Origin of the sequence: Halobacteriovorax sp. CON-3, assembly GCF_043196995.1 — a bacterium.
Classification (GTDB): Bacteria; Bdellovibrionota; Bacteriovoracia; order Bacteriovoracales; family Bacteriovoracaceae; genus Halobacteriovorax_A.
In genome coordinates this window covers 751,943-778,732 of record NZ_JBEBNA010000002.1, presented here as the reverse complement: position 1 = coordinate 778,732, position 26,790 = coordinate 751,943, and the positions used below count along the sequence as shown (strand labels likewise).

The window sequence follows — 26,790 nt, the reverse complement described above, 5'->3', positions numbered from 1 at the left end:
TCCATTAATTAAAAAAGCTCAAAAAGCTTTCACTATTATTTGTTGTTTTATACTTAGTTTCACCCACGAGGTCGTTTGCGATCATGGCCGATCGCCAAGACATCAAACTAGTCTGAGGATCAGCAACCCCATGGCCGTGACGACTAAAGTTCATCGAATAAATTTTTCCATTCTCAATCGTTGTTTGAATACTATAGTCCTGCCCAACAATAATTCGTCCTTGAGAATCCTTGGCAATTTTATCTGATAGCCCCTCTAAGAAGCTTGGTAGAACACTCTTGAATCCAGTTGCTAAAATAACAATATCAGCTTCAATAATTTCTTTGTTTTGATTAAGAAGATTATCAACCTTAAGCTTATAAGACTCACCTTCCTTTTCAATTTCATTAAGCCAACGCATAGGTGAAATCGTGTAATCAGGAAGCTTCTTTAAGTAGAAACGATCAAGATATAACTCGTTATACATCTCCTGTAGATACTGGGGAGTATTTCCATCACTAGCTAGAAGTTGACTTTGTGTATATGAATCTTTTTGCTCTTGAGATAAGGAATGGAAATTTAAAACAAATTCAGGAGTAAAGATCTCATTAGTAAATGGTGCTTCATCAAGAGGCTGTAAATTATTTCGGCCACTTAAAAGAGTTACCTTTTCAACTCTTCCCCACATGCCATTGAGAGCATTTCTAAATGTTTCAACGCCTGTTTGTCCTCCGCCGACAACAACGACTTTCTTACCTTCTAAATCGAGAGTCTTCATTTGCTTAGACTTTGCATGAAATAACGTATTTGAAAGGAATGGCTTCGCACAGTCAGGAATATTCTTAGTTGGCCCAGATGCAACACAAATATTTTTTGTAAAGTAGCTGCCCCCCTCTTTAATGACTTCAAATTTCTCACCATCGTGTTTGATGTCGATTACTTTAGAATCAAAGTCAATGTCATGACAAAGTTGTTTTGAAACCCATTTACAATAGTCTTGAAACTCGTATCGATTTATTGATTTTCTGTCTGTATTTAAAAAGTGATAGAATTGTCCATTTTCAACAAGATAATTCAAGAAACTAAATGAACTTTTAGGGTCAACCGGTGTCACAAGATCCTTTAAGAAAGATGTTTGCATCATGGCGTCCCCAAACATTAGTTCAGGATGCCAACTAAACTCCGGCTTATTATCTAAGAACTTAGTATTAATATTACTTAGTGGATTCAAAAGTGCCGCTAAGCTTAGATTAAATGGCCCAAGGCCAATTCCAACAATGTCATAAATATTGTGCATATAACTTCCTCAACTCAACCCTAACTATTTCAAACAAGAGGATTTTTAATATTACTTCCTAGCATTGGTTTTAAACGCTCCCCTGTTTCGCTATAACCAGCAACAAAACGAACAGTATTAACCAATACTTTCTCAAGTTCTTTTCTTAATAAATTAACTTTATCCGCAACCTGACGATCACCTTGGTAGTCAGAAATAACTTCACCAAGTAAGTGATAGAAGTCTCTTTCTTTAAATTCGAGAGATTCTTCTATTACTCTTGATAAATAACGTAATACTGTAACAAAGTGACCTGTGATAAGATCGTGAATCAAGTACTCTGCTGGTAACTGATCAAGCTCAACTCCAAAGTCAGCATCAATATGCTTTGAGTTTGAGGCCATTCTAAAATCACCATGAAAGTCCTTTATGATTAACCTTTGTGGCCTTCCCTCTTTCAGAACGAGAATGGTATTTTGCCCATGAGCGACTAGGCCTAGACCGTGCTCTACTTGTAGGTGGTAAAGAGGTATAACAACAACACTGAAGTACTCTTTGATCCATTCCGAAACACTTAAACCAGATGACTTAATATACTCAGCAACCAGTGCATTACGATCTTTAGTAAAGAGAAGTGCTGCTGTTGGAATGGCAATTTCATCATTGGAGATTCTATTCTCTACGCTTTCACGCCAAACACAGCCCAGTAATTCTTTATAGCGATATGATCCACCTTCAATACGATTAAACTCTGGTAAAGGACAGCTTACTGCTGCAACTTCCTTTAGGACATCGACCTTATTCTTAAGAAACTTATCTGAATCAATAATTTTCTCAATCTTTTCAGATAAGAGATAACCCTTCTTAATATATTTTTGAGGAATTCCTCTTACACATGAAGTATTTAAGATAGAGATGGCCACTTTTACATCATACTTACTTGTAAATGAATTAGAGGATAAAGTTCTAATCGATACTTGTGGTGTGTATTCATGGCCCATCTTTCCAAGAGAAATAATTCGTCTTTGAAAGACTAAGTGATTAAATTGAACACTTATATACTTACTCCACTGCCAAGGATGAACCGGAATAAGAATATAGTCATCAAAGCTCCCTGAGACTTCTTGAACTTTCCTTTTTGCAAAATCCACTTCAGCATCAGTAAGGGAGTCGGAATACAGGTCTTCAATTTTTAATTGATCGAGATTCATCCCCCATTCTAGGCAATCTCGCTTAATCGCACACCAATGAAGCTTATAACTACTTCTCGATTCTGGAGCATATAATAAAAGCTCATCACTTCCCCAACCGAGACGCCCTTTATTCATGATGATTTTTGGGTGTCCTGATAAAATCTGGTCAACTTTTTTAAAATTAAACTTAGATATATCTTCAATGGTAATATCTTCTAATGAAGTCGCTTGAATGATATCACCATAAATTGTCTGATTGCCTTCTTCAATAAACTGAGCAAGTGTTTCATCACTCATCTTACAAGTATCTTGTACCTCAAAGAAGAAGTCCGCAAGAGTATACTCATCGATAATTTTTCCAGCACTATACTTTTTAAAGCTATCATTTTCTATTTGTAGATTTCCCCAAACACTAATACGGCCTTGAAAACTATAGTAGGTCTCATCAGAAATTCTAAAAAAGAAACGATCGTGGCAATACTCAACATCAAAGAGCTCTTCAAATTGAAGTTCTTCAATTGCTTTAATGATAAGATTTTTATGAAGCTCAAAGAACTTTCTTGTATTCATCATGACTTCATCTCACTAAAAAACCTTGTACGATCGGCTTCTAAAAGATTAGAGGTCTTATGAGGAAAACTAAAGACTCCCTTGTGTTCCCATCCAGGAAGTAGTCTTGCGAGAGTTAAAACCTTCTTATTATCGACTCGTGGTTCTCCCCACACCTTTTGAGTCCTACTATCATCTTCAAAAAGAAATTTTGTTAAGTGAAAGATTGAATCAAAAACAGCACGCGTTCCAAGAAATTTTTCCTCACCAATGAGAATATGGATTCCACGATCATATAAAGAGGCGTTACAGTAAGGAGCAATCCTATCATCAAATCCCCAATAGACTTCGAAGTATCCGGCCTGCTCACCATCGATATCAACAATAATTGGCAGTTGATAAGGAGAATCCTTGAGCCCTTGTACATATTCTCTGAGTTCCTCAAGAGGCTTATTCATTTCCCAAAACTCGTAGACATATTTCTTATTATGCCATTCGTGAAATATCAAAAGATCCTTATCCATATCAAAAGCACGAAGGACTATTTCATGATTGTGCTTTGAAGTAGCTCGATATAATTCTCCTTCATAAACACGTGGTCTTCTTAAAAGGGCCTTGATTGGATTCGAGATTCTATTATAAATATCCCATGGGTTTTTAATTGTATTTTCGTTGATATTAGAGACACAACACCTGAAATTTCCCTTTTGGTAGAGAAAATCACTTTCAATTAAGTAGCTCAAAAATGAAGAACGAGAGTGATTCTTATAAATAAAATTCCTAAATTGTGTTAAGTGAAATAACTCGGCCTTAGCATCTCCATTTGCTAGGGAAATGATTGTATTAAACACTGAATTTATAATGAGATAGTAAGTATAAACTTTATTAACATCCTCGGGAGATAAAATATTCCCCTTAGACTCACTGATGAATTCATACTTAGTACCAAATCGTTCAACACTTTTAGCAGTGAAGCCAGTACCCTGACAATCACGATAAATTGTTCCAACAGGAAGTCCATCATTCATTTTAAGAATGATATTTTGCATATGGGCACCAAGAAGAATTCCGTGATCTTCAGACAGAGTAATGAACTCTCCGACTACATTTTCAAGAAAAGCTTCAAACCAATACTTTCTTGCAAGAAAAATATTTCCACACGCTCTTTGAGCATTATCTTCGACTAGACTTAATAAGTGAGACTTACCAGTATAAGGATTCTCTTCGGCCAAAGTGCCAAGTAAGAGACAATTATCTGAAACGAAGTTTTCACGTAATTGAAGAGTCGATTCAATAATAGGACTTCCAACTTCACCTCTTAAGGCAACATAGAAAGGTTCATAAAGAATATGAAACTTATCGCTAAATTTTGAGACTCCTTCGTTTTTAAAAACTGTCTCCATCTGCATTCCGCGGATGGCCTCCTCTGGTTGAAGATGTCTTATCGAATTTGTAAGCTTCACATCCATTGAATACTTAACTAAGTATGGCGCGTCGGGGTTATAAAGAGATCTAAGAGAAGAAAGAGCAAACCAGTTATTTTTTCCACTTGATACTTCAATAACCTTACAGATGTCTTGTCTTTCTTTAAAACTACTCAAACGACGCCATTGCCATGGATGCATCGGAATATAGACAAAGGAATTATCAACTTCCTCTAAGTCGAATATTGCCAGCTTATTTAGTGCGCTAACAACATCATCAAGTGTCCCATTTGATTGAATCATATCCTTTTGACACTTAATCCAAGTTAACTTGAAGCCATTTGATAGTTCTGGAGAATATTGAAATAAATCCTCTTCATTCATTCCTTTCTTGCATTTCGGATAAGGATGAAATGGATGACCAAGAAGCATCTTTTGTTCACTGCTAAGATAGCTATCAATCTTTACATCTGAATTATGACTTAGGATAAGTTCAATATTATTTCTCGAATTAATAATATTTTCAATAAAGGTTGGGTCTGCATCAGGAAAGTGACTTATCAATTCAGGAAGCATTTGATCGAAGTCAATAGAAGCTCCATTTAAATAAATTTTTCCTGTATAACGATGGCCACCTAATGGAGAAAATGAATCAATCTCAAATGAAAGATCTCCTATTCTCACATGGCCATTTTCACGATCAACTTCAACAAGTTTATCTTGCACGTAATCTCTTGCCATCGAGTTAATGAGTGATCGAAGACTATACTTATCAGCAAGTTGCCTAGTGTTTTCACTAACCATTTGTCACTCCACCAAAACCTTCTTCTGTATAGAAAGTGTTATATTTTAAGCTTATGAAAATTGCGGCAATAACCAGAGCAACAAAGAAAATAAGCATATAATTAGTCAATTGAAATTTAATAATCACCCCTGAAGAGAGTGCGCCAAGAGCATTTCCAAGAGTTTGATAAAAGCTGATCTCACTGGCCACAACCTGTTTAGGAGTAGCAGGATTGAGCTTATAAATTTGTCCCATATAAAGAATAGGTACTATCGCTGCTCCAAATGAGAACAAAATGATAAAACCGTACAATGTTCTTAAATCATCAATTCGATAAAATGAATAAAAGCTAGTTAAAAGAGCAATGATTGCTAATATTGTGACAAATTTAGAATTAATAAGATTCATTTTCTTTAGGATCAACTGAGTCACAATAATAACAAGTGATGCAATAGTTAGAGTCCAGTAAATCGTAGCAGATTGCTTAATTTGCCCTATGAAAAGATCACCCACAATATCTGTCATACTCATATGAAAGAAAGAAGTCATAAATGTATAGGCCAGTGGGATTAAAAGTAGCGGTAGAATTATTTGTCTTAAGTTCTGATCTTGCCTTACTGAGATCATCTCGATTTCACTTTGCCCTCTTTCAAAACCAAGTAATATTGAGAGAAGGATTAGTCCTGCCAGGATAACAAGTCCCATATATAGGTTATATGCTAAAAGTCCTCCTAAAATTAATCCAATAAGTCTTCCTATATTTAAGAAAACAGTGGTTTCTAAGACACCTCTTTGTGCATCTTTAAAGCGCTTAATTTTAACGACCTGAGAGAACGGAATAATAGAACTTGCAGTCATCGCGTAGATAACTCGAGAAAGAATGAAACATGCTAGAGATAACTCAACATTGCCACAAGTGAAAGTTGCTAGTAGAGCAAGTGTTGATAAAAGAAGTCCATAAAGCCCAATTCGGTAAATATTCTTAGGCTGGATTCTTGAAAAAAGTGCGGCCCACTCCTTTGTCATAAAAAGAAAGAAGAAGATTGAAATACCATAAATAATTAGAACTGAAGTGATATCCAGATTTGTTACCATGGCAATTTTCGGTATAAGACCAAGAAGTATTGTTTGGGCCGCACCAAAAACAAAACAAAGGCATGAGATGGCCTTAGTAAAATTATTAATTTTTAATTGAGAACTCAAGAAACTCTCTCCTTTGGTCTCCTCGCTTTATTCCTAAAAGAGATAAGAAAAAGCACAAGATCTCGCCAAGAGAAGATTAAATAAATAAGAAAGAGTGCGCTTAAGATCCACTTAAAGTCAGATGTAATAAAGAAGATCACAAAGACAAACATCGTTGGAAGTAAAACTTCTAGAGTTGATACATTCGTATCGTTTAAAAGACGGCCATCATATAACCCTGCTTTCACAGCAAGGTGTTTCCTTCTAAACAAAAAGATATAGATTCCACTTATTGGAATAAAAGAAGAAATTAGCCCCAGAACACTCCAAATAATCTTTAAGATAACTCCACCGTAGTCACCAAAGTGTAGTGGCTCTGAAAGAATAAGAAGCTCTAAATACCATGGAAGAGATACTGTACGATTTAGCTTGCCTGTTATGCCATCGACATAAGCGATTTCATGATGATGTTCTTCATTCTCCATTAGAACAACAAATTGGTTGGGAACAGAGAATTCATTATCAGGATAAGAAATAAAGTCGTATTCTAAATGTGGAAGCTTTGTTTCAAGTTCTTTTAGAACTGTCGTTACTGAGACATATTTTGCATTTTCAATAACGATAGCATTTGCTTGATGTGCCCTTACGTTATCTCTTAGAAAGAGACCAATTAATGTGCTATTAAATGCTAGAATTGCTCCCGTGAATGTGACGATTAAAAGCCATGCTAACGTCTTGACTCCAATAATCTTATGAAGACGCCCTAGCAGGATACGAGAATTCATCGTCTTTACATTACGGTAGAATTTATTAGCAATAAGAGCACCACTTAACAGAGCAATAAGAAAGAAGAGGCCCATAAGCCCAATTAGAATCTTCCCCTTTCCTCCTAAGAGTAACTCTCGATGAAGTTTTAAGATAAAGTCAATGAAGGCAGTAGGCTTGACTTGATTTGAAGATAGTACATTTCCAGCAAGGTCAAATTTTAACCTCATTGCACCCTTGAACTTTTCAATACCTGGTTCTGTAACACGTGCTTGGATATCTCCGTCATCACCTTTAAAAATTGAAAGTACTTTTTTATCTTTGTAACTTTTATTTTCAGATAAGTAATTTTCGATTTTTGAAAGTGACGATTCCTCTGAAATAAAGACACTCTTTTGCTCAACTGTTTGAACAGGAGAAAGCTCATGGCGCCAAACGAGAACGACTCCAGTTAGCCCAAGAACAAGGAAGTTGACCGCTAGGACTAAACCTAGAATGCGATGAATTTTTAATAATTTTCTTACTAATGTACTCATAAAAACTAAAAAAAGCAGGGAAGTTTATACTCCCCTGCTTAATATCAAGGATTTTTTATAGTTTTTTATAAACCATAAAATCGATACCAATATGTGTTGCCTCTGCTCCACAAACATCAGCGGCACCAGTAGCTGGAACCATGATCGTTGCGTGGTGAGGGTGCCCCCAGTAAAGATAGTCATTGTCTGCAAGTTGAGCATCAAGGATTGCCTTTCCTTCAGAGCAGTCAGCAGAAGCATTTACTTTTGAGAAAGCTCTTGAATCAACAAGTTCGATCGTAGAAGCAGCATTGTCAGCAAATAGAATTGAAGAGTAAGAACACTCAACACCATCTACATTTTCGAAAGTTGCCTTAATTAGAATATTATCAAGCGTGTAATCAGTAGAAAGCTTTTCAAATTTAACATTCATGTTGTTGTGAGTAGCTGGTGCGTTTGTGTAGTCAGTAAATGCTGCACATACGTAACCTTTATGCTTTGCAACCCATCTCTCACCTTCAAGAATTAGGTCAGAATTTGCGATAGCTGAAACTGATAGTAGTGATAATAAAGCTATAAGTGATTTTTTCATCATGTTTATTCTCCTTTAAGTTTATGAAGAATAAATATCTGAACGAGTTTGGCATGTCAAACTATTATCTACGCATTTAAACAACTGATTGTTGATAGCGACATTTTTTGTAATAAATACATGAAATCTGGTGTAAATAGGCCCTATTTGGAGACTTAAATAGGGCCTATTATAAGATTTAGCGGATTGGATCGCGTCCTTCGATCTTACTAAGGATACGAGTTTCGCCAGATTTCTTATACTTTGACTTGAGGGAATTAGTAGAATGAACCATTTCATTCTCTAGATTTTGATGTGAGCTCACCTCTTGTGAATTATACTTATGTTCACAAAGGGACTCTGCTGATGCTGAAAAACTCATCATACTCGCACCAATAATTAGTGTCGTAAATAATGTGTGAACTTTCATATCCATCTCCTTTGATGATTGATTATCTGTTAATTCATCATCGCAAGGAATGGGAGCGAAATAAAATATCGAGTCTTTATGACATCATAGAGATTTCCTATTAGGCCATGAAATAGACTTCATTCCATTTTTAACAAGGCCAAGGTAGCTCTTAATACGATTGTTTTGAAATTTGTGTTTTTCACCAATAAAAGAAATAACTTGTTTACGATTAAAGGCCATGGCCCAGTCATGAGCACTCATCCCGGAGTCATTTAATTCACCAAGCTTTGCACCATATTGAATGAGTAATTTTACGATTCTTAAGTTACCCTTTAGTGAAGCAAACATAAGAGCATTATTACCTAGGCCGTCTGTAGCCTTGGGATTGGCCCCTGCACTCAATAAAGTGTGACAGAAGTCAAAGTGTCCATATTGGGTAGCCTCAAGAAGAGGCGTATATCCTTTCTCATTAGTAATCTCTAAGTTGCACTCTTCATTCGTTAGTAAGAAAATACTTAACTCACCAACATCACCATTCTTGGCCCAATCAAAAATCTTAGACATAACTTCTCCTAATAGATAATTCTACGGAGAAGTCATCTCTTCTAAAAAGTGAAGAAGAGATAAGTTTAATTAACTCCCTTAATGGTTATTTGGGTATTATTTGTTGATTTAAGCTATATTGGCGCTATATGCAAAAATCTTTCTTGTTGTTTATTAAGATTTTATTAAGAAATCCATTGATCTTTCACATCAGTCTTTAGACAATATTAGTCTATAAAAAAACATACACATGGAGTGATTATGAGAACAATTGTTAAAAGTTCAAAGTTACTTATGCTAATTCTAGCAGCTGCTATGACGGTTCAAACTCATGCTCAAGAAGAAGCAAAAAGTAAAAAAGATGGAGACATCGACAGTGAAATTACAAACGCAAGACTAAGAGCACAGTCTGGTTCAAAATCTGACTACAGCTTAAGTCTTTCACTAGGTTACAATGGTGGTACACTAGATGATATTTTTGGTGAAGAAAGACCAGATATCTATGGTGATCCAGAAACAGAAACGAAGACATCTTTTGGTGGTAGCTTCGCAGGTAGATACCGTTTCAACAAAAATGACAGTATGACAGTTGGTGCAGGTTTTTCTGTACTAAACCCATGGGGACACTCAGAAGGTAACGTTGATAACCCATACGTTGGTTACTCAAGAATTTACAAAATTGGTGACTTCCAAACTTCAACTTCAGCAGATATCACTTTTGGTACAGCAGAATCATATAAAGCTGTAGACCTTAAGCAAGTTGTTAGTGCATCTCACAACATGATGAAGCGTTTTGAAGGAACAAACCTAACGCTAGGTGCTTCAGTTTCTCTAAGTGCATACTTCTACGGTTCAGAGCCAGAAGTTGCGGTATCTAAAGATGCAATGACAGAACTTGCAGTTGGTTTCTACCCACAATTAGAGTACGTATTCAACGATACATTCTCATTTAGAACTGTATTTGGTTACTTTAACTACCAAAAGTCTAGAGGTGAAGATTCTAAACTTCTTAGAGCATACGAATACCAATCAGTTGGTGTTGGTATTTCTGTAACAAGAGATATCTACGTTTATCCAAACGTACAATTCCTTGCTGATGATATTGATTCAGACAAGACAAATTTTGCAATCTCTGCAGATATCAATATTCTTTAATAAATTTAAAGTATACTTAGGCCCGATTATTCGGGCCTTTTTTTTTGCTTAAAATTCAAAACCTCACTATAATTTCAGTATGGATGTTTTTAAAGGTTTAAAGAATACACATACTGAGATCAAACGAATCAATGGTTATCTGAAAGAAGTCGTTACCTTCTTAGATGATACTGGAAAACCCATTGGCCATGTTATCAACCCTCTTATGGTTGAGCTTCGATTACGCGATGTTTCACAGATATTTGTGGGGGCCTTTCTTGTCGCTTCGCCACTGTGTTTTACTGAAGAAGTCTGGAATCTAAGTGTTTCTCTTAAATTTGATAATATCTACTATCTACTAGCATCTTCAATTGTTATCGTGACGTTTTTTGTCTACTTTAACTTCTATCGTTTTAAGCTTAAGGGGAATATTGCTGAATTCGTTAAGAGGATAATTGCGATTTACTTAATCACAACTTCGAGTGTTGTTTTCATTCTATTCTTGATTGATAAATTCCCTGTCATGACCGACCCAGTACTTGCTTTTAAACGCACAGTCATTATTGCATTTCCAAGCATCTTTGGAGCGGCCATCACAGATTATTTAAAGTAATTAGAACTTAGTATCTTTTTGTCCGCAGTGAGGCATATTTGAAGCATATGGATTGTGAACTTTGTCCTGTTTTGACGAGTTTTGTACCCACTTCTTCTTTACCATTGGACATGAGTAAGCGTTATACTTCTCCCCTACATCATACGTATTAATGATATGAATAAGGGCCATTGAAACAAGATGGTAGTTCTGGTTATTATCAGCAGTTGAATTTGATGCCTTAATCTCAGAAAGCTTAGTTTTTGAGAAAGTTAAAAGCTTTTTGATTTTTTCATCGCTAATCTTATCAATTGCATTGGCAAGATCTTTTGCAGCTTTCTCAACCTTTGCACCATCGTAATCAAAGAAGCTTGCATGAAGGCCCTCATTTAGCTCAAGAACTTTTACAACTTCTTTCTTAGTGTTTTGTGCCATCTCAATACGTCCAGCGGCAAATAAATTAAAAGCAATCATACTTACAATAATAAATTTATTCATGTGTTTCTCCTTTAAGGTTCTTTTGTTCAAAATATGAATATGTAATAGGCACAACAAATAGTGTAATTAATTCGACGAGCATCCCTCCAAGCGTAGGAATCGCCATTGGTTTCATCACTTCACTTCCTGTACTTGTCGACCACATAATTGGAACTAAGGCCACTACTGTTGTCGTAGTCGTCATAACAAGAGGTCTAATACGTCTTGAACCAGCATTGACAATAACTTCCTTGAGTTCCCCCCAATTACTTGGCTTAATTGATTTAAACTCCTCTTGCAGATAAGTCATCATCACGACCCCATCATCGACAGCGATACCGAATAGAGCAATGAAACCAACCCATACAGCAACAGAAGTATTGAATCCTCCAATCCATAAAAGGATTAGACCACCTGCAAATGCAATTGGAACAGCACTGAAGACAATGGCCGCATTACGAAGGTTTTTAATACCAAAGTAGATAATGATTAAATTAATAACGAGTGCTAATGGCACAAGAAGCATTAGGCGATTATTTGAGCGAACCTGATTTTCATATTGTCCGGCCCAAACAAGAGAGTATCCCTTAGGTAACTCGACCTTTTCTTCGACGGCCTTCTTAGCTTCTTCAACAAAGCCGATAAGGTCACGATCTTGAACATTTAAAAGAACAAGTGAGCGTAACATCCCATCCTCAGACTGAATCATTGCAGGGCCTGTCACAACTTCGATCTTTGCAAGCTGCTCTAATGGAATATGTTGTCCAAGAGGACTTGGTACAAGAACTTTTTTAAGCTCATCAACACGGTCTCTTAGCTCTTTCTTATAACGAACACGTATTGGAAAACGCTGTCTCCCATCGTAGAATTGACCAATTGTCATTCCCCCAACCGCAGTTTGGAGAATCTTATTAATTGTTCCCGTATTAATTCCGTAACGACTCGCGGCCACACGATCAATATCAAATTCAATATAAGGCTTACCAGTGATTTGCTGAGCATAGACACCACTTGCCCCTTTTATTCCCTCGAGAACGTGACCGATCACTTGCCCTATTTTTTCTAGTTTCTCAAGATTATCACCAAAGACCTTTACACCAATTTGTGTTTTGATCCCAGTCGAGATCATGGCGATACGATTTTCAATTGGAAATAGCCACGCATTAACGAGTCCAGGTACTTGAAGCTGTTGATCAAGCTCGGCCATGATATCATAAATAGAAGTTCCACTAGGCCATTCATCTTGCGGAACAAGCTTAATCACTGTTTCAAACATGGCAACAGGCGCTGGGTCTAATGCAGTTTCAGCTCGTCCCAGTTTACCAATAGCACTTGCCACAAGCGGATGCTTAACGAGCTCCTTATCTGTATACGCCAAGAGTTCACGTGCCTTTGTCATTCCAACATCAGCTGTTGTTACAGGCATATAAAGAATTTCCCCCTCATTTAAAGAAGGCATAAATTCCTTACCAAGTTGAGAGTATGCAATACCACCAAGAATAAAAATTAGAGTTGGGAAGATCGCAAAGATCTTACGATTTTCAAGCATCCATCTTAGAACTGGCTGATAAGTATTTACTATTTTTAAACTTACAGGATTCTTCTCAATTGGTTTCAGCTTTCCTTTTAAAAAGAAAACACTTAAGGCCGGAACTAGAATGATTGCCACAACTACTGAACCAAACATTGCCAAGGTCTTTGCCCAAGCAAGTGGTCCAAAGAGCTTCCCTTCACTTCCCTCGAGTCCAAAAACAGGAAGGAATGTCACAATAGTCGTTGCAACTGCTGTTAAAATCGCAGGTCCAACCTCACGGGCCGCCTTCACAACGATCTCAACACGTTCAGACTTTGAGAGATCACGATCTTCATTAGCAAGACTAGAGTAGATATTCTCAGTCATGATAATACCCATATCGACCATTGAACCGATGGCAATAACAAGACCTGATAAACTCATAACATTAGAATCAATGCCAATGAATTTCATAAGAATAAAACTAATCCCAACACCAAATGGAAGTGTTAACGAAACAAGAATCGACGACTTAAAGTGTAGTAAGAAAAGAAGGATCACAATAACAGTGATAAAGATCTCTTGTGCAAGAGCGGAGTAAACTGTTCCAATCGTTCTCTCAATAACTTCAGTTCGGTCATAGAAAGGACTGAACACAACCCCTTTTGGAAGTCCTGCCTTAACAATATTAATTTTTTCTTTTACATTATCAATAACTTCTTTAGGGTTTTCACCAAAGCGCATGGTAACAATTCCACCAACGGCCTCTGTTCCATCCTTATCAAGGGCCCCACGACGAAATGCTGGCCCTGTCCCAACACTTGCCATATCTTTGATACGAATTGGAGTCTTATTCTTAACGGCCACAACAACATTTTCAATATCGGCCAGAGACTTAAAGAATCCTTTCCCACGTACAATGAATTCGCGGTCACCATCTTCAATAACTTCGGCCCCAACATCGATATTACTATCTTGAATTGCTTGAATGATTGCCGTTAAGTGAATATCGTAGGCAATAAGTTTATTAGGGTCGACATCAATTTGATACTCTTTAACGAAACCACCAATACTAGCAACTTCACTAACCCCCTCAACACTTTGCAGAAGATAGCGAACATAGAAGTCCTGAAGAGTTCTTAGCTCTTCTAATGAAAGTGGTTTGTCGCTATCAGGAGCATTATCAAGAGTATACATATACACTTGTCCAAGTCCTGTAGCATCTGGGCCCATTGCCGGATTTACACCATCTGGGAGTTCGTTCTTAGCACTTGTAAGCTTTTCCAAAACACGTGATCTTGACCAATAGAAATCAACTTCATCATTAAAGATTACATATATTGTAGAAAATCCGAAAGCAGACGTTCCGCGAATATTCTTAACACCCGGAATCCCCTGTAGCATGACACTCAACGGATAAGTAATTTGCTCTTCAATATCTTTTGGAGAACGACCTGCCCAATTAGTAAAAACGATTTGCTGGTTTTCACCAATATCAGGGATCGCATCAATTCGAGCAGTTGATAAGCTAAATACAGAAAGTAGTGCAACTAGGATAAAGAGAAGAACTACTGTTACGCGATTTCGAATAGATAATTCAATAATATTCTTAATCATTAGTATGCCCTTGATGAGGGTCAGATGTATTCATATCCTCATATCCACCAAATAGTTGTGCTTGTGCATCAAGAAGGAAGTTACCTTCAATAACAACTTGATCACCATCTTTAAGCCCTGCTTTAACTTCAACATAACCTTCCGACTCATGACCAGTCTTAATAACGATAGACTTAAATTCTTTATCACTCACCTTAACCCAGGCAACTTTTCTCTTACCTGTATCGATAACAGCAGAGCGAGGTATAACAAGAGGCATTCCCTCTAATTCAAATGTAATTTGAGCATTTGCAACCATACCAGGCTTAAGCTTCCCTTCTTCATTTTTGATCGTCGCACGTACTTTTAATGTACGAGATTGTTGATCTAGGACAGGGCTCACAAAATCAATCTCACCTGTTGTTGTTTTCCCAGGTATTGCAATAAATTCTAGTTCAACTTTTTGTCCTAGCTGCACAAGAGCAGAGTCTTGCTCGTATACATCTAGCTCTACCCAAACATCACTTAAGTTTGAGAGCTCAAAGAAGTTTTGCCCTTCTTTAAAGTATGTACCAACAGTTGCACTTCTCTTTTGCACAATACCTGTTGCAGGTGAAAAGATTGTGATCTTATTTGGAACCGTCCCCTTCTTGGCCCAAGCTTCGTATTGTTCTTTCTTGATTCCCCAAAGCTCTAGCCTCTCCTGACTTTGCTTATAAAGATCACGAAATTCACGGCCTCTGTTCCTCAGGTAAGTCTTACGAGCAAGAATATACTCCTCACCTGCAGAAATTAATTTTGGACTATAGATATCAACAACAGGATCACCAGTTTTCACAAAACTCCCTGTTGATTTGACATAGACCTTTTCCACTCGTCCATCGATGCGAGCAGGGATATTACTCTCTTTCTCTTCTGACTGAAGGACTTGACCAAGAAGTCTAATCTTCTTTGTCATCTTCATCGTCGTGACAGGAAAGTATGAAGGTGAAAAATGTTTTAACTGAGACTTTCTAAGCTTCACACTAGCGACAACCTTGGCAGCATTTTCTTTTCGTGTGTTAACTTTAACCATTGGAGTTCCATCCATTGGACATACGTCTTCTTTTTCACTTGTTACATCTGGAAAATCTGCACAACGCCAAAGCTCCTTCTCTGGCTCAACTTGTGTCATTGTCGAGTGATCATGGTCATCCTCGACTTCAACCTTTGTCAGGTTCATATGACAGATTGGACATTTCCCAGGCTTATCCTCTTTAATTTGAGGGTGCATCGAGCATGTATAGTATGTTTTCACCTTAGATTCGCTTTGTGTACTCACATCTTCCTTTGGTGAGCACGCAACAAACCCAAGAAGAGTTGAGAATGCAATAATTTTAAGTAACTTATTCATAGAGAGACTCTCCAAGAGTATATTTATAATCAACCTTAGAAGTTGCTAATTGAGCTTCTAACATCACCTTTTTTAATAATATTGTTTGTAGTCTTAATTCACTTTGTAAGAGTTCAACGTAAGAACTATTCCCACGGCCATATGATTTTGAAGTAATCAAACGTGAGTTCTTTGCAAAATTCACAGATTTTTTCGTAATGATTTCTAATTCAGATTTTAATTTTTCGATATTATCTTGAATGATATTTAAATCACGACTCTTTTTAAGTTTATAATCCTCAAGCTTTTTAGTCGCAGCATAGCGATTGGCCACGGCCGCTCCCTTAGCGCCTCTCTTGTCATCTGAGACAGGGATTGGAAACGTAATCTGAGCACCGACAAAGTCACCATTATTGTCGATTTCATCTGATCGAAATGTATAACCAAGAGAAACAGTAATATCTGGGATATAAGCAAGACTTGCTTGCTCGACAGCAAACTCTCCAGCAATCTTTCCTTCTTCAAGCGCCTTTAGGCGATTATCCTTTATCACTTCTTCATTCTTTGATTTTTCTAATAAGCGCCAAGGAACGCTTTTATAATCAAAGCTAGCAGCTTGATTACCTAGTAAGTATTCAAGCTGGGCCTTATTCTGTTTTAGCTCAAATGTTTTATTACTGAACTCACTTTCAATTTCTGACTTTCTAATTTGAATATCAAGTAGTGCCTGTTGAGTGATTCGTCCATTAGAGTAAAGCTTCTTGCTAACCTTTAGGATATTATTAATCCAAGCAAGGTTTTCTTTGAGGATATAGAGTTCATTTTCAATTTTTCGATTTCCAATAACATTTCCCCACAACGCCTTAACCAATGCCTGCTCATAATCTAGTGCCGAATAATTCATCGCTCTTGCTTGAGCATTGACGCTTTCAGATGCCTTTCCATACTTATTTGAAAGGGCAATTTTTTGAGAAATTCCAAGCTCTAGCCCCGTCATTGGAGTTTGGTTATAATCCAATGTTTCAACAGGAAAGTTCTTTGCAGCAACTTTAAACATTGGGTCACCCCAAGAGCTTTTCTGTTTTGAAGATTCAACAAGAGACTTAGCACTCCCTTTAATTGCTTCAACACTATTATGTTTACTCAACTGCCCTACTGCCTGTTTAAAAGAAAAGGCCATTGAGCATGTGGAAATGAAAGTAACTAAAGCTAATTTAAGCATAATAAAACCTACGACTTTGCTGATTTTTTTAAAAGTTCCATAATCTCACTTATTTTCTCTTCAGAATCTTTTTCTGAGCCAGACTTTATGGCCTTCATGACACAGCTATTTAGGTGAGATTCTAGAATCACGTGTTCAAGGCCTTTAAGAGCACTTCTAATCGATTTGATCTGAGTCAGAATATCCACACAATACTTGCCATCTTCAATCATATTCTTAATGCCACGTACTTGCCCTTCAATGCGATTGACTCTTGTTAGAGTAGCTTTGTGATCTGGGTGTTTACTCATATTAACTTCCTTATTCTTAAACTATTTGAAACGACTGAAATACTACTTAATCCCATGGCCACACTTGCAAGAACTGGAGGCATTGTTGGACCTCCAAAAATAACAAGGACACCGGCCGCAACAGGTATAAGTAGAGTGTTATAAATCATTGATAAAAAGAGGTTTTGCTTGATGATCTTCATTGTCCCTTTAGCAAGTTCAATGAATTCTACGGCCTTTGCGATATCCCCTTTAACAATTGTCACATCTGATGCACTAATCGCAACATCTGTTCCTGTTCCCATCGCCATTGACAAGTCTGCTTTAGCAAGCGCAGGAGCATCGTTAATTCCATCACCAATCATGGCGACTTTTCGGCCTTCTTTTTGTAAGCGCTCAATTTGTGATGCCTTCCCAAGAGGAAGAGCTCTCGCGATAAAGTGGTCGACACCAACCTCTTCGCTTACACTCTTAGCGACAATTTCATTGTCACCTGTAATCATCCAAGTCTCAATTCCCAGTGACTTAAAGTGATCAATTGCCTCTTTTGCACTAGGTTTAATCTCATCACCAACAATAAGAGTTGCGACGTGCTCTTTATTTCGAGCAACAAAAATATAACTTCCTACTTTCTCTGACTCTAAATCAATATCTCTTTTGATACGTAAGTCATCTAATAAGGATTCATTTCCAATATGATATTCAAGATCATCAATCTCAGCGATAATTCCTTTCCCCTTAATAACTTCAAAGCTATCTGGTTCGCTTAACTCAGCACCCTCTTCATTTGCATAATTAAGAACTGCTTTTGCGAGTGGGTGTTCAGAGAATTGTTCAATTGATGCAAGATGAGTAAGTACCATCTTACTATCTTCACCCTCTTTATAAAGAGAATCGATTACTGAAGGACGGCCAAAAGTAATCGTTCCTGTTTTATCAAAAATCACCGTGTCAATTTCAACCGCTTTTTCAATAACTTCACCACCACCAATAAGGAGACCTTTTAAAGATGCTCGACCTGTTGAAACAACAACTGCCGTTGGAGTCGCAAGCCCAAGAGCACAAGGACAAGCAATAACAAGTACTGCAATAAAGTTCGAAATCGAGTTCCCCCACCTTGGTTCTCCTCCATAGAAGTACCAAGCAAGAAAAGTCACAACAGCTATAACAATAACCACTGGAGTGAAGACTCCACTAATCTTATCTGCATATTTTTGAATATTTGGTTTAGAAGACTGGGCCTCTTCAACGAACTTAATAATTTGTGAAAGGAAAGTATCGCTACCAACTTTTGTGGCCTTGTAATCAATAACGTGATCTCCATTGATTGTTCCAGCAAAGACTTGCTCTCCTTCACCTTTCTTAACAGGTAGAGGTTCTCCCGAGATCATTGATTCATCAATGGCACTACTACCTTTGATAATCTTTCCATCAACTGCAAATTTTTCACCAGGACGAACTCTAAGAGTATCACCGGCCTCTACTTCACTAATGGCAACTTCAACAAATGAGTCCCCCTTTAGAATCGTTGCTTTCTTTGCCGATAATTTAAAGAGATCATTTAGAGCTTCTTTTGTTTTCTTCTTCGCTCTTTCTTCAAAATACTGTCCAAGGAAGACAAAAGAAGTAATGAAACCAACGGCCTCAAAATACACTCTCGTCGTCAATCCAAGATCACGACTTAGATCTGTAAAAAGAGTGATAAAAACACTATAAAGGAATGCTGCTGTTGTCCCAAGCCCAATAAGAGTATTCATATTGGAACGACCACTTCTTAGAAATTGTAGAAGTGAGCGTTGGAACTTTAAACCAATCCATGCCCAAATAGGTGTCGTTAAAACTAACTGAATATACCAATTGGCCTTCTTTGAAGGCCATCCCTTAAGAGGTCCCATCTCAAACATAAAGACCGCAATCGCAAGACTCATTCCGATAACAAACTTATGAAAATTATCCTTTTCAATAGATTTGGCCGGTTCTGAATCACTTAGTTCTTCCTCTTCAGATTGGATTGTATAACCAAGTTCAACGATTTTATTTTCAATATCATCTAAGACACTCTTATTCTCAAATTCAAAGTGTCCACTTTCAATTGCATAATTTACACTTGAAAGTTTAACACCATCAATTTTTGAAACTTCATTTTCAATTGAAGCTGCACAACTAGCACAGCTCATACCTGAAATTTTTAAGTTTACACTATTTTGTGTTTCCACTCAGTCTCCTAAGCCTCAAGTTTTTTCATGCTTGTTACAGGAAATCCGATTTCCCCTAGCATTGACTTGATTTGCATATTTGAAAAACCTTGCTCTCCACTAACAAGAACTTCTTGGTTTTCGATATCAACATTTATATTTGTCACTCCTGAAAGATCCTTTAGTTGTTTTTCAACTTTACCTACACATCCTCCACACTTAATTCCACTGACAACAAATTTAACTGTTTTCACTTCATCTCTCCTCTCTATGAATAACAAAACCATATACCCCTATAGGGTATACTAGAATATTACGCCCCTCCTAAAAATAAAGCAATTAAAGATTTGTTAATTGACATAGAAATGACAAAGACCCTAAAAAGAGGGCCCTAAGTACTTGAATTAATTTATAATGAGATATTTATTTCTTATTTGGCAGCTTTGGCCCAACAAAGCGGTCATCATTATAGACCATATCAACACTTGAAGGGCCGCGTACCTTTTCCACGCTCTTATGTGCTATTAGGGCCACGATCATATCATCAGGCTTCATTTGGTCAAAGATATGGCCAACAATAGACTTTCTCAGCTTTTCATCATCCTCACAACAGATAAGCTCCCTAATACTAGGAGAAACAGCTTCACTTATTTTAGCTTGGATAACGGTTTCCTCCTGAATGGGACCCACAAAGTCTTGGCCATACTCCTGAACTTCTAAGCAGCGAATCTGTGCAACTTCGCTACAACGTAATAAGCTATCAAGTTGAGAACCTTGGGCGAAGCCAATTGTTGAATATATTAGTGCAAAATAGAGAATTGCGAATTTTAATAAGATCATGCTCCCTCCTGGCCAACGTACAACATTCAAGTTAGCAAGATGATCAATAATGTATATTGTAGCCTTCTTTTGAAAATCAATAAGATAAGATTCTAACCTACTGAAATCTCAATACTAACGTTAACATGTTAACAATAATTTTTGACTAGTTTTTCGGGCAAAGTGGCATATCAGGATCCTTCTGACAGAGGTAGGCCTTAAGAATCTCATTCTCTTCTTTAAGTGTTTCAACCTGCTCCTCTAAAGAGGCCACACGACGAGAAATCCCTTCTTGCATAAGGTTTAGCATGCGCTTATTTTCATCAAGCTGAGTCTGTTGCTCTTTTGTCGCATTAATAAGTGCCAAGAAGATTGGATCGTTATCGACAGTTAGATAATCATCAGTTGTTTTTCTAACAGCTTCTGGAATAACCTTCTGAATATCCTGAGCAATAAAACCAGAGTGCTCTCTTTCATTGAGAATACCAAGAGCGTTATTATCTTTATAACGATACTTAATTGTATCAATGGCCATAATAGCATCTAGGCCATAAGTGAATTCACCTGTTAAATCTTTTAAACGAGCATCTGAATAAGTTGCCCAAGAACCACCACCTGGTTTTGCGGCCGTTCCGTTAACAACTAATCTCTCTCCATTTTCAGCTAATTGAACACTTGCTGAGGTACCAATTGCAACCCCACGATAGTGAGTGCTATCACCAACATCTGGTTGAAGATGAAGTGTTGAGAAGTAGCCTCCATACGTGTCCGTTGTAGTATGTCTAGCAATGATCCACGCCCTTCTTCCGTTTAAATCGCCATTAGTCCCAATCTCAACGGCGTTATTACTATTAGAAAATTTCGCAACAATATTACCTTGTGCAATACTAGTTGGATATGAAGCAGTATTGTCTCCTGCATGAGCGTGCATCGTAGCCGCAGGGTTTGTCGTTCCCACTCCTAGCTTTCTTGACGAACTTAAAGTCATTGCATACATATCATCAAACTGAGAGGTCGCATCTTTTGAACCATCATCATCTGTATCAAAAGTAAAATAGAGCTTTCCTTCATCAAGTCCAAGCCTAAAGTCATCTGCATTAACCGAATTATCTTCAAGAACAAGTCCTGGCCTATAGGAAAAAATTCTAACATCTGATGTATTATTGGCAGCAGTAGCATCTTCAAAAAGCGCCATTGAACTTCCATTATCAGAAACTCGTCTTACTTCAAATTTTGAACTTGGTGTCACTGTTCCGACTCCAACATTTGCAGATTCACTTATATAGAAATCTGGATCAGCATCGCCAAAAGTTGCAGTATTGGCCTTAAGTCCCAGTCCTTTACTTTGACCTGATTGAATAAGTCCTGCACCATTTCCACCATTAAGACTTACATCAAGTCCCATATATAAACCTTGATTATTATCTCTTACAGAAATAAATTTATCATTTAAGCTACCATCTCCAAAAAGTGCAACATTACCGTTAGTTCCAACATCTAGAGTTGTACGTGGTATCGTTTTTCCAATCCCAACATTACCAATTACAGGATTTAAAAGAAGGTCGTGAACTGCTGCCCCTGAAGATTGAGTTTGGATAATCTTCTTTCCGGCAGAATCGATATAAACATCAAGATATTCATCATTTGTCCCATCACTATTCTTATCAGCGATTAGTCGAATACCTTCATAATTATCAGCGACTCCACTTTGCTGAATTGAAAGACGTGCAGAAGGAGCAGTCGTTCCCATTCCAATCTTTCCTGATGCATGATCCACAACAAGACTCTTACTACCCGCGAGATCTTCTTTTTGCCCCGTAAAAATTTTCACATTTCTAAGGTTTGAATTTGCTCTAATTTTAAAATTAGAAAGTGGAAGGCCTCCTGTATCAACTGCACCACTGGCCTTAGTGAAAGCGCCATTAGGCTTAGTAATTTTCCAAGTGATGATATTATTAGTAATATTCACATGGCCTTTTAAGCCCTTCTGTCCAGAGACATAAGTGTGACCGACATTTCCAAGCACTGTAGAAACACCTGCAATTGTCTTTCTAACCGTCTGCTCATTATCACCTTCATGTGAAACACGGTAATAGTTATTACTATCTAAACCAAATTGAAATGGATCTGAACCAGTACTGTCAAAGTCAAATGTAATATTGATTCCTGTGGCCGTTGCACCAGCGGAAAAATCGTAAGCAGTATCACTCCACTCACTTGCAGCAACAAGAAACATTGGATCAATTGATTGAACACTAGTTCCCTTAATTGTTCCCACGACATCTAATGTCGTAGTTGGTGTTGTTGTTCCAATCCCTACCTTCCCAACACTCTCTGCAAGGATGACATCACCATCACCTTGTAAAATCATCGAACTTCCTGCACCAGCATCAGAAACATCAAATGTAGCATTCCCACCATCAATTCCAATAACAAGATGCTCATTAGTTCCACCTTGATCTGTATCCGTTAATCTAAATGTTGGAGCAGTTGAAGCGACATTTAATAGTGAACCAGGAGTAGCTGTTCCGATACCAACATTACCTGAGTTATCAACTGTCATCTTAGTTGTACCACCAGTTTCAAAATTAATAGCTCCAGTTCCGTTGACATCAGTATCAGCAGAGATTGTATTATCTGCAATATTAGAAGATGATGACGAGTTAACTCCCGTTAAGCTTGAACCATCACCAATGAATGCCGTGGCCTTTACGTTTCCACTAACTTCTAATTTTTCACTTGGAGTCGTTGTTCCAAGACCGAGGTTGCCTGCTTTTGTATAATAAAGGCTTCCACGAATTCGAGAATACTCTTTAACATTTAAAACAGCTGTTAAATCAGCATCGTCTTCATTAATAAACTTAAAGGCATCAGCATCTGCTTGAGATCGAAAACCTTGGAATCCAATATTGTTAGCATGAAAGGTACTGTCCGCATCGTAGCGTAGCGCCCACCATGTTTCACCCTTATAAGTAATTTCGGCCAAAGCAATCTTTGCATCAACGCGATAAGCGTTTGTGATCTCTCCTACATCTGTATAAACAGAAGATGTATCAATCACAACATCAACAAAGTAAGGACGAGGAATGGCCGTCGCACTCCCACGATGTCCGTAGATACGTCCATAGACTTTGTCTTCACTAGATGACTTAGCAAGTAAGAAGTACGAAAGATTAGTATAATTGTAATTAGCGTAAGTGACCTGCTCACTTGTATAAAAACCAGAAAACTCTGCATCACCATCAACTGATAATTTTGCAGTTGGTGCAGTTAGACCAATTCCGACATTTCCGGTTTCATCAATTGTCATTCTCGTAATATTATTTGTTCTCAGTCCATACTTATGATTAGTCATGGCACCAGAGAAAGCTTCTCCTGCGATGCTTGTTCCCATTGCAAATTCGATATCATTTGCTACATCTCGACCACCATAGAATGCTCCACCACTTCCTTGCACCATAACCATTCGATCAGCGGCTATACCAACAGTGGCCGAGGCTTCAGGCGTAATTCCAGGTTCTTGAAATAAAGCGATAAAATCATTTCCGTCGACTGCATCATCAGCAACAACATGAAGTTTTCTTGTAGGAGATGCTGTACCAATTCCAACATTGCCACCAGTGTATGAAATATCACTTCCACTAGTCGCCCACTGAGTCGCGCGATCATCAACATAAGTCTTTATCGAACTAACCGATGGAGCTTGACCCATTTCTGTACCGGCCATTGAATTGATAACAAGATTTGAATTTGCTGCAATCGAAGTTGAATGAGCATTTAATTGCCCTTGAACTTTTCCAAATGCTTCTAAGATTGTATCAGTTGCCGCAACACTTGAAGCGGCACCAGTTGAGAAGCCAGTTAAAGCAACATCAACTGCAGGGTTATAATTAATAATTGAATCCGCAAGCTTATCTCCTGCTCCAACTTGAGCAATCTTGCCGTTTGTTGTCCCCACATCAACCGCAAGAGTTCCAGTTGAAGTAATGGTTCCACCAGTTAGACCTGTTCCACCAGCAACAGAAGTTACCGTTCCACCACTTCCAGTAGGCCACGATGTTCGACAATCACCACCTATACAAAGTTCTGTCCCTTTTACTCTACCAACAACTTCAAGCATTTCAGATGGGTTTGTAGTCCCAATACCCACATTACCGTTACTACTTATTCGCATGACTTCATCACTAGCAGTGATACCGTTGCTAAAAATAATACCACTCGTATCAAGTTTTATTCGGCGGGAGTTATCCCCAAGCTTGATATAACCTTCATTTGTGCTACTGGTAATGCCTCCGACCTCAAGTCCATTAATTCTTGCGTGGGCATAGCCCGTTGAATTAGAAGCAGAAAAGGGAACATAATTGCCCGAAGAATTATAAGTAATGGCCCCTGAAGAGTTTAGACCACCAGCGGTAATTACACCATTAACAGTGAGCGGGCTTATTGGCGAAGTTGTTCCAATACCAACTCGTCCGCTATCAAAGTAGATATCACTTGCAGAATTTGTCCACTGAGATTGATTAACACCAGCAATTTCAGTTGTGACATAATTTTTCATGGCATCCACTGAAGCCGCTTGCCCAGTCTCATTACCTGCCGTCGAGTTAATAACTAGAGTTGAATTTCCAGCAATCGAAGTTGCGTGAGCATCAAGTTGCCCCTGAACTTTAGCAAATGCCTGTAAGATTGTATCTGTTGCCACGACACTTGATGCCGCTCCAGTTGAAAAACCAGTAAGTGCGACATCAATGGCAGGGTTATAATTAATAATTGAATCCGCTAGTTTATCCCCTGCTCCAACTTGAGCAATTTTGCCATTGGTTGTTCCCACATCAACAGCAAGAGTTCCTGAAGAAGTAATCGTTCCACCTGTAAGTCCTGTGCCACCAGTTACAGATGTAACTGTTCCAGCATTTCCAGTTGGCCAAGCTGTGCGACAGTCGGCCCCAATACAAACTCCTGTTGCTTTGATATTGCCATCAACATCTAATTTTTGCGTTGGCGCTAAAACACCAATACCTACTCGCCCAGCATTTGTTACTGCTAAACTTTCAATTTGAGTTGCATCCACATCACTTACAATTCTTAGTGAGTGATAGGCATTATTAACACCTTCGTTTGCAATGAGAAGACCCGACATATTAGAAAGATTTGTAAGACTTGAGATATCAGCATCAGTTGCACCAAAGCGCATGACACTTAAGTCATTGGCAGAACCCACAACATGTAATGGACCCATCGGAGTATTTGTTCCAACACCAACATAGCCAGTGTTAAAATAAATATCCAGTCCAGAATCTGTCCACTGCGAAGATGTGATCCCTCCAGTCTGTGAAGTCACATAAGTTTTAACAGCATTTACAGAAGGAGCAATTGTCGTTTGCACCCCACTCATATCATCAATTACTTTCGCATCTGCAATTGCCCCGGCCGTTGTATCAACATAAGTCTTAACAATATTCTCTGTCGCAACAGCAGAAGTCGTTCCAAGAGGGCCAGCACTATTAACAGTTAGGCCAACATCATTTGGAGTTGCCCCTGTCTTGTTAATCTTTGACCAAGAAATCGCTGCGTTCGTATTGATATCAGCATCCACAATTAAATTATCTTGAATATCACTTGCCGTTGTTGAAGGAGGAGTCGTTGTTCCTCCAGTTACTCGTCCATAGTCGTCAACAGTTACAGAATAATATGTATCCCCTGTCACAACAGTTGGTAGACCAATCACTCCCGCATTATTCACAAGAGTTGAGTCAACAGCAACTGCTGCTGTTTGATCCACACACTCAAGTTCATTTGAAGCATTTACTGATACAACTTGTCCAGGAGAGCAAGTAGCTGCGACAACTAAATTTTCTGCCACCGCTGCGTGATTGGCGTAAACTGAAATTGGAGTCGCTAGAATATTTTGAAAGTCATAGACAACTGGATTCATTGCATCCGTTATGTCTGTTACCTGAATCACTAAAGTTTCATTTGTTGGGATACCATCGATCACTGTAGCAATACCTGAAAAGTCTAACTCGACAGTATAGATTCCGTTTGAAAGTGGAACCGCATTGATTGTCTCAGTTCCCCTATTAACTCCAATCGAGCCAGAGTAATAGAGATCAAATTTAAGATCAGGAGTTCCTGTTACCGGTGTGCCATTTGTTTGCACAAGACGGCCAGAGTAACCAAGCTTAGTCGTCGATGCAATAGCACTTAGGTTTAAGAATAGCCCTAAACAAATTGCTAAAATAAATGTTAATTTTCGACTAACGTACAACCAAGATCCCCTGTTAATACAGTGGCTTATCGTCAGTATAGAATGGTTTCGTTAAGATCAATAATTAAATGTCATTTAGAGGACTTATCTGCCGGTGGTGATTCTAAGTAGCCTAAATTCGCCTTGATTTTGGGCCAATC

19 protein-coding genes are annotated in these 26,790 nt (G+C 38.0%); 2 read left to right on the top strand and 17 right to left on the bottom strand.

Annotated features, from left to right (window positions below):
• Positions 1–4: 4 nt before the first annotated feature.
• The 8 genes from ABMA72_RS14425 to ABMA72_RS14390 form a co-directional block, all read right to left on the bottom strand.
• A complete protein-coding gene (locus ABMA72_RS14425) occupies positions 5–1,276 on the bottom strand; it encodes a lysine N(6)-hydroxylase/L-ornithine N(5)-oxygenase family protein (protein ID WP_393057647.1) in 1,272 nt (423 codons plus the stop codon).
• Positions 1,277–1,305: 29 nt separating this feature from the next.
• Positions 1,306–3,021, bottom strand: a complete 1,716-nt coding sequence (locus ABMA72_RS14420) for an IucA/IucC family protein (RefSeq protein WP_393057645.1) — start codon at positions 3,019–3,021, stop codon at positions 1,306–1,308.
• Positions 3,018–5,225, bottom strand: a complete 2,208-nt coding sequence (locus tag ABMA72_RS14415) for a GNAT family N-acetyltransferase (RefSeq protein WP_393057643.1) — start codon at positions 5,223–5,225, stop codon at positions 3,018–3,020. Before ABMA72_RS14415 ends, ABMA72_RS14420 begins: the two co-directional genes overlap by 4 nt.
• Positions 5,218–6,408, bottom strand: coding sequence for an MFS transporter (locus ABMA72_RS14410; RefSeq protein ID WP_393057641.1), 1,191 nt, complete (start codon positions 6,406–6,408; stop codon positions 5,218–5,220). Before ABMA72_RS14410 ends, ABMA72_RS14415 begins: the two co-directional genes overlap by 8 nt.
• Complete coding sequence (locus tag ABMA72_RS14405) at positions 6,405–7,688, bottom strand: PepSY-associated TM helix domain-containing protein (RefSeq protein WP_393057639.1); 1,284 nt, start codon at positions 7,686–7,688, stop codon at positions 6,405–6,407. Before ABMA72_RS14405 ends, ABMA72_RS14410 begins: the two co-directional genes overlap by 4 nt.
• 55 nt (positions 7,689–7,743) lie before the next feature.
• A complete protein-coding gene (locus ABMA72_RS14400; protein WP_392859628.1) occupies positions 7,744–8,262 on the bottom strand; it encodes a hypothetical protein in 519 nt (172 codons plus the stop codon).
• A gap of 175 nt (positions 8,263–8,437) precedes the next feature.
• On the bottom strand, positions 8,438–8,668 hold the full coding sequence (locus ABMA72_RS14395; protein WP_392859627.1) for a hypothetical protein: 231 nt from the start codon (positions 8,666–8,668) through the stop codon (positions 8,438–8,440).
• An 84-nt stretch (positions 8,669–8,752) separates the two neighbouring features.
• Positions 8,753–9,214 carry an ankyrin repeat domain-containing protein gene (locus ABMA72_RS14390; protein ID WP_393057637.1) on the bottom strand — a complete coding sequence of 154 codons (462 nt, stop codon included), beginning with the start codon at positions 9,212–9,214 and terminating at the stop codon, positions 8,753–8,755.
• Positions 9,215–9,454: 240 nt separating this feature from the next.
• Between ABMA72_RS14390 and ABMA72_RS14385 the strand changes: the two genes are divergently transcribed.
• Both ABMA72_RS14385 and ABMA72_RS14380 read left to right on the top strand, forming a co-directional pair.
• Entirely contained in the window at positions 9,455–10,348 is an 894-nt protein-coding gene (locus ABMA72_RS14385) for a hypothetical protein (RefSeq protein ID WP_392859621.1), read from the top strand.
• A 79-nt stretch (positions 10,349–10,427) separates the two neighbouring features.
• Positions 10,428–10,940 carry a DUF2391 family protein gene (locus ABMA72_RS14380; protein ID WP_393057635.1) on the top strand — a complete coding sequence of 171 codons (513 nt, stop codon included), beginning with the start codon at positions 10,428–10,430 and terminating at the stop codon, positions 10,938–10,940.
• Here ABMA72_RS14380 and ABMA72_RS14375 read toward each other — a convergent pair whose 3' ends face one another.
• From ABMA72_RS14375 to ABMA72_RS14335, 9 genes are all read right to left on the bottom strand, one after another.
• The gene (locus ABMA72_RS14375; RefSeq protein ID WP_392859617.1) at positions 10,941–11,417 is read right to left on the bottom strand and encodes a hypothetical protein; all 477 of its coding nucleotides are present in this window, start codon (positions 11,415–11,417) and stop codon (positions 10,941–10,943) included.
• Positions 11,410–14,526, bottom strand: a complete 3,117-nt coding sequence (locus tag ABMA72_RS14370) for an efflux RND transporter permease subunit (RefSeq protein ID WP_393057633.1) — start codon at positions 14,524–14,526, stop codon at positions 11,410–11,412. Before ABMA72_RS14370 ends, ABMA72_RS14375 begins: the two co-directional genes overlap by 8 nt.
• On the bottom strand, positions 14,519–15,898 hold the full coding sequence (locus ABMA72_RS14365) for an efflux RND transporter periplasmic adaptor subunit (protein WP_393057631.1): 1,380 nt from the start codon (positions 15,896–15,898) through the stop codon (positions 14,519–14,521). The genes ABMA72_RS14370 and ABMA72_RS14365 overlap by 8 nt, the downstream gene beginning before the upstream one ends.
• Positions 15,891–17,099 carry a TolC family protein gene (locus ABMA72_RS14360; RefSeq protein ID WP_393057630.1) on the bottom strand — a complete coding sequence of 403 codons (1,209 nt, stop codon included), beginning with the start codon at positions 17,097–17,099 and terminating at the stop codon, positions 15,891–15,893. Before ABMA72_RS14360 ends, ABMA72_RS14365 begins: the two co-directional genes overlap by 8 nt.
• Positions 17,100–17,107: 8 nt before the next feature.
• Complete coding sequence (locus ABMA72_RS14355) at positions 17,108–17,389, bottom strand: metal-sensitive transcriptional regulator (RefSeq protein ID WP_021267828.1); 282 nt, start codon at positions 17,387–17,389, stop codon at positions 17,108–17,110.
• Positions 17,386–19,584: a heavy metal translocating P-type ATPase gene (locus ABMA72_RS14350; RefSeq protein ID WP_393057628.1), complete on the bottom strand. Its 2,199-nt coding sequence runs from the start codon at positions 19,582–19,584 to the stop codon at positions 17,386–17,388. The genes ABMA72_RS14355 and ABMA72_RS14350 overlap by 4 nt, the downstream gene beginning before the upstream one ends.
• Before the next feature lie 8 nt (positions 19,585–19,592).
• Entirely contained in the window at positions 19,593–19,817 is a 225-nt protein-coding gene (locus tag ABMA72_RS14345; RefSeq protein WP_392859607.1) for a heavy-metal-associated domain-containing protein, read from the bottom strand.
• A 169-nt stretch (positions 19,818–19,986) separates the two neighbouring features.
• Positions 19,987–20,403, bottom strand: a complete 417-nt coding sequence (locus ABMA72_RS14340; protein ID WP_393057626.1) for a hypothetical protein — start codon at positions 20,401–20,403, stop codon at positions 19,987–19,989.
• A gap of 145 nt (positions 20,404–20,548) precedes the next feature.
• On the bottom strand, positions 20,549–26,650 hold the full coding sequence (locus tag ABMA72_RS14335; RefSeq protein ID WP_393057624.1) for a tail fiber domain-containing protein: 6,102 nt from the start codon (positions 26,648–26,650) through the stop codon (positions 20,549–20,551).
• Positions 26,651–26,790: the final 140 nt, after the last annotated feature.

What these genes read in the sequence shown, in the direction of transcription:
- ABMA72_RS14425 (WP_393057647.1), bottom strand. Translation starts at nt 1,276, where the DNA reads ATGCACAATATTTATGACATTGTTGGAATTGGCCTTGGGCCATTTAAT.
- ABMA72_RS14420 (WP_393057645.1), bottom strand. Translation starts at nt 3,021, where the DNA reads ATGATGAATACAAGAAAGTTCTTTGAGCTTCATAAAAATCTTATCATT.
- ABMA72_RS14415 (WP_393057643.1), bottom strand. Translation starts at nt 5,225, where the DNA reads ATGGTTAGTGAAAACACTAGGCAACTTGCTGATAAGTATAGTCTTCGA.
- ABMA72_RS14405 (WP_393057639.1), bottom strand. Translation starts at nt 7,688, where the DNA reads ATGAGTACATTAGTAAGAAAATTATTAAAAATTCATCGCATTCTAGGT.
- ABMA72_RS14400 (WP_392859628.1), bottom strand. Translation starts at nt 8,262, where the DNA reads ATGATGAAAAAATCACTTATAGCTTTATTATCACTACTATCAGTTTCA.
- ABMA72_RS14395 (WP_392859627.1), bottom strand. Translation starts at nt 8,668, where the DNA reads ATGAAAGTTCACACATTATTTACGACACTAATTATTGGTGCGAGTATG.
- ABMA72_RS14390 (WP_393057637.1), bottom strand. Translation starts at nt 9,214, where the DNA reads ATGTCTAAGATTTTTGATTGGGCCAAGAATGGTGATGTTGGTGAGTTA.
- ABMA72_RS14385 (WP_392859621.1), top strand. Translation starts at nt 9,455, where the DNA reads ATGAGAACAATTGTTAAAAGTTCAAAGTTACTTATGCTAATTCTAGCA.
- ABMA72_RS14380 (WP_393057635.1), top strand. Translation starts at nt 10,428, where the DNA reads ATGGATGTTTTTAAAGGTTTAAAGAATACACATACTGAGATCAAACGA.
- ABMA72_RS14375 (WP_392859617.1), bottom strand. Translation starts at nt 11,417, where the DNA reads ATGAATAAATTTATTATTGTAAGTATGATTGCTTTTAATTTATTTGCC.
- ABMA72_RS14370 (WP_393057633.1), bottom strand. Translation starts at nt 14,526, where the DNA reads ATGATTAAGAATATTATTGAATTATCTATTCGAAATCGCGTAACAGTA.
- ABMA72_RS14365 (WP_393057631.1), bottom strand. Translation starts at nt 15,898, where the DNA reads ATGAATAAGTTACTTAAAATTATTGCATTCTCAACTCTTCTTGGGTTT.
- ABMA72_RS14360 (WP_393057630.1), bottom strand. Translation starts at nt 17,099, where the DNA reads ATGCTTAAATTAGCTTTAGTTACTTTCATTTCCACATGCTCAATGGCC.
- ABMA72_RS14355 (WP_021267828.1), bottom strand. Translation starts at nt 17,389, where the DNA reads ATGAGTAAACACCCAGATCACAAAGCTACTCTAACAAGAGTCAATCGC.
- ABMA72_RS14340 (WP_393057626.1), bottom strand. Translation starts at nt 20,403, where the DNA reads ATGATCTTATTAAAATTCGCAATTCTCTATTTTGCACTAATATATTCA.